Source organism: Alishewanella sp. WH16-1, assembly GCF_001441695.1.
GTDB lineage: Bacteria > Pseudomonadota > Gammaproteobacteria > Enterobacterales > Alteromonadaceae > Alishewanella > Alishewanella agri.
The window spans coordinates 1-3,058 of record NZ_LCWL01000110.1 but is presented as its reverse complement, the minus strand read 5'-3'; the positions used below and the strand labels follow the sequence as shown (position 1 = coordinate 3,058).

3 protein-coding genes are annotated in these 3,058 nt (G+C 42.2%); 2 read left to right on the top strand and 1 reads right to left on the bottom strand.

Annotated elements, in window-relative coordinates; all coding sequences use genetic code 11:
- On the top strand, window positions 1–781 hold a 781-nt coding region (locus tag AAY72_RS11310; protein WP_197408408.1), incomplete at its 5' end, for a TniQ family protein.
- A gap of 355 nt (window positions 782–1,136) precedes the next feature.
- Window positions 1,137–2,237 (top strand): hypothetical protein, encoded by a 1,101-nt coding sequence (locus AAY72_RS11305; protein ID WP_156411323.1) that lies wholly within the window; start codon window positions 1,137–1,139, stop codon window positions 2,235–2,237.
- Window positions 2,238–2,403: 166 nt separating this feature from the next.
- On the opposite strand, the gene AAY72_RS16745 is transcribed toward AAY72_RS11305, so the two are convergent.
- Window positions 2,404–2,553: a hypothetical protein gene (locus AAY72_RS16745; protein WP_156411322.1), complete on the bottom strand. Its 150-nt coding sequence runs from the start codon at window positions 2,551–2,553 to the stop codon at window positions 2,404–2,406.
- Between the last annotated feature and the right edge of the window lie 505 nt (window positions 2,554–3,058).

Sequence of the window (3,058 nt, the reverse complement as noted above, 5' to 3'; positions counted from 1 at the left end):
CATCCTAATTGTCGCCGAACAATACAGTGTGTGTCCTCAATGTCTTTATGAGGATTCATCACCGTACCTTCGCTTACATTGGCGGTTAGCTTGGCATACGGCCTGCTCTAAGCATCATTGCCTTTTAGTTGATCGGTGTCCTCTCTGTTCATCGTCCATCACACCACACTTGCTATCTTTAGGCATAAAAGATATTGCTCGCTGTTCTACTTGTCACCATGATTTGAAAACGAATATGACTGAACTTTGTTCGCAAGATGCACTCGACTTACAAAAGTTTGTTGACGTCTTCGTCTCAAAGGGGACTAGTTCATTCTTTGGTGTTGATTTGGATTCGGCCGGACTTTTTAGTTATTTGTCTTTCCTTGAGTCATTTGCAAGACGAGCAATGAGGAAGAATGCGATATCCATCCGATCAGTCTTTGAAGATCTGCACATTAAACTGCCGGAGATAAGGGATGAATCAAAAGGTCTAAAATTTGAAAAGCTATCGGTAGAAATTCGCCATATTTTATTGAATGGTTTGATGCAGTTTATTCGCCTTTCTCCTGACAATTTATACGACTGTCTAATACGTCATGGGATCACTCGGCAATCTTTTGTTGGTGACTTAAAACTAGTTCCGCCTTGCATATTATCCGTCGTTCAGAAGTTACCTGACAATAAACGAACTCTGACCAATACCCCTCGTAATTCTGAGTGGAAACCAACACCAAAGTACCTGGTACAACGAAAGTTTAAGCAATTGATTAACAGCTTCAAGAAGCAGAAAAATGAGTGATAGACCAAACTCCTCTGCGGCTCGTCCTGAATGTTCTGAATGCGGCAAATACCCTAAGGTTCTTCACAGGCGTTATAAAGGGAATACTTATTGCCAGGCATGCTACCAACGCATTTTCAGACATAGGCTCTGTCCTGAATGTAATGAAATAGCGCGGCTCCCAATTCACCTTCCACAAGCAATTTGCAGTCAGTGCGAAAGCAAAAGACCATGTATTCGATGTGGTGTTAGTGGAAATAAGCTGGGTAAATATCATGAACGAGGACCGGTCTGTAATAAATGCTATCCGTATTTTATAGAGCCTGAAAAGTGCTCTCTTTGCGGGAAAGTAAGCCGGAAATATAGGAGGGAGCAGTTGGCTGGTATTGTCACAACGATCTGCTTTAAATGCACTCCAGCTGCAGGTAAAGGGACTTGTAGCCGTTGCCATCGATACAGGAAGCTGACTGTAGATAGCGTATCAGGAAAAGGCATTTGCCAGCGTTGCAGGGATGAAGGCTGTCGCCAGTGTGAGCTTTGCCATCAATTGTTTCCTGCGGGTTATGGAAAGGTATGCGAGCAGTGTTACTGGCTCGGGGTTCTTGGCCAGCGAACAGCAATCACACTCCACTTATTTAAAACTTCACTTTTTAAAGAGCATTTTACGAGTTTCTCCAAATGGCTGTGTGACAGACGTGGACCAGCGGTTGCAGCAATGGCAGTCAATAAATATGCCTCGTTTCTTCAGACTATTGAATCGGAATGGAGGCAGATACCAAGCTACGAGCAACTTGTTAAGCATTTTAGTGTGGCCAAAATCCGACGGCATAAGCGGTTATTTGATTGGCTTTTGGACACAAAATTAGTCGCGGTGGACAGCGAATTAAAGAAAGAAAATGCAGAACAAAACCAGATTTTGCAAATACTTAGAAATGCCAAAGTCAGTCCACAAATGGGCCTGGTTATCGGTTCATTCCTTGAAAAACTAATGTTACAAAATCAAAACGGGCAACTTTCTCTTCGAACCATTCGTCTGTATATCCGCACAGCAACAAGCCTTGCAAATCATTGCGCGATAAAAAAGCATACGCTTCCAACGCAAAGCGATATTGACTCATTTTTAGAGGCGTTCCCTGGACATCGGGCGTCAGCTTATCGCTTTGTAACGTATTTGCGTGCCAAAGCAATATGTTGCCTTTGGATAGGTAAACCGTCTAGGGCTGTTGCAAAGAGCAAGCATGAAGCCAAGTTGAAAAAGCGATTATTTATGTGCCTTAGTAAACTGAAACGAGGAGTTTCGCACGCGAAAATAGATTGGAAGTACTGGGCATTGCAGTATTTTCATGGAATTGATCCAAAAAGTAGTCGCAAATTAGTTCAAAGTATAACGGGTATTGTGGATGGGGAAGGTGTTCTGTATATCCATATGGGGAAAAAACTGTGGATCCCCAATGTGGATATTTCAATTGTTGCTTGAAGCTGACCAACGTACTGCAGCAATCCTCAATTGCAAGTTGTGTTTAACCAGAGTCAGGGTGATGCCAGTCGCTGAGTAGTTATTGTATCCCAACCCTCTTGGCTGGTTTGATGCATTTTTTATGTAAAGGTCGGTGTGCCAGCCGAACTGAATACACACCTAAGCGTTACAACTTAGCTAGTACAATTGCCGTAACCAAGGCTAAAGCAAATGCAACAACTGGCACAAAAGACACACTCAGGAGTGTGAATAACGCACCAAATGCACCTAGTGTCAGATGCAAGCTTGCTGAACCTGCTAATTTTGGTTGTGCCATAGGCATCTCCTAATTAACAATGTCCTAGTCTTTCAATATGCCAGAGCATAGGACGTTCAGACTTTTTGCTGGATTTTTTTATATCTTTCCGCACTTCTGTGGCACCAGCAAACCCCTGGCGGAATTCTTTACATATAAAGCGTATTAGCCGAAAAGATCCATATATAACACATGGTTCTTTAATGTTTTTGTAATGTTCAATACGCTGAACATTACTTCACTTCTTAATAATTCACAATAGGTTATGGTAGTTTCTAGTATTGTGTCGGAAACGAATACGGCTTACTACTCTAATGAGCTCTAAAGGGGTGAAGACGTCAAATAGATAAAGTCACAGATATCATAACTTAGTAGGAATAGTAAAAAATGTCGGCTTTTGGCACTCAGTTACCTTTAAGTTAGTGGTAAGGTGATCTGCCAGATGTGACCAAAAACTACAGTATCAGGAATTAGCTAGTGCAGAGTCGGAGCCGTAATTTCCAAGTGTGTGATTCATAGAGATCGT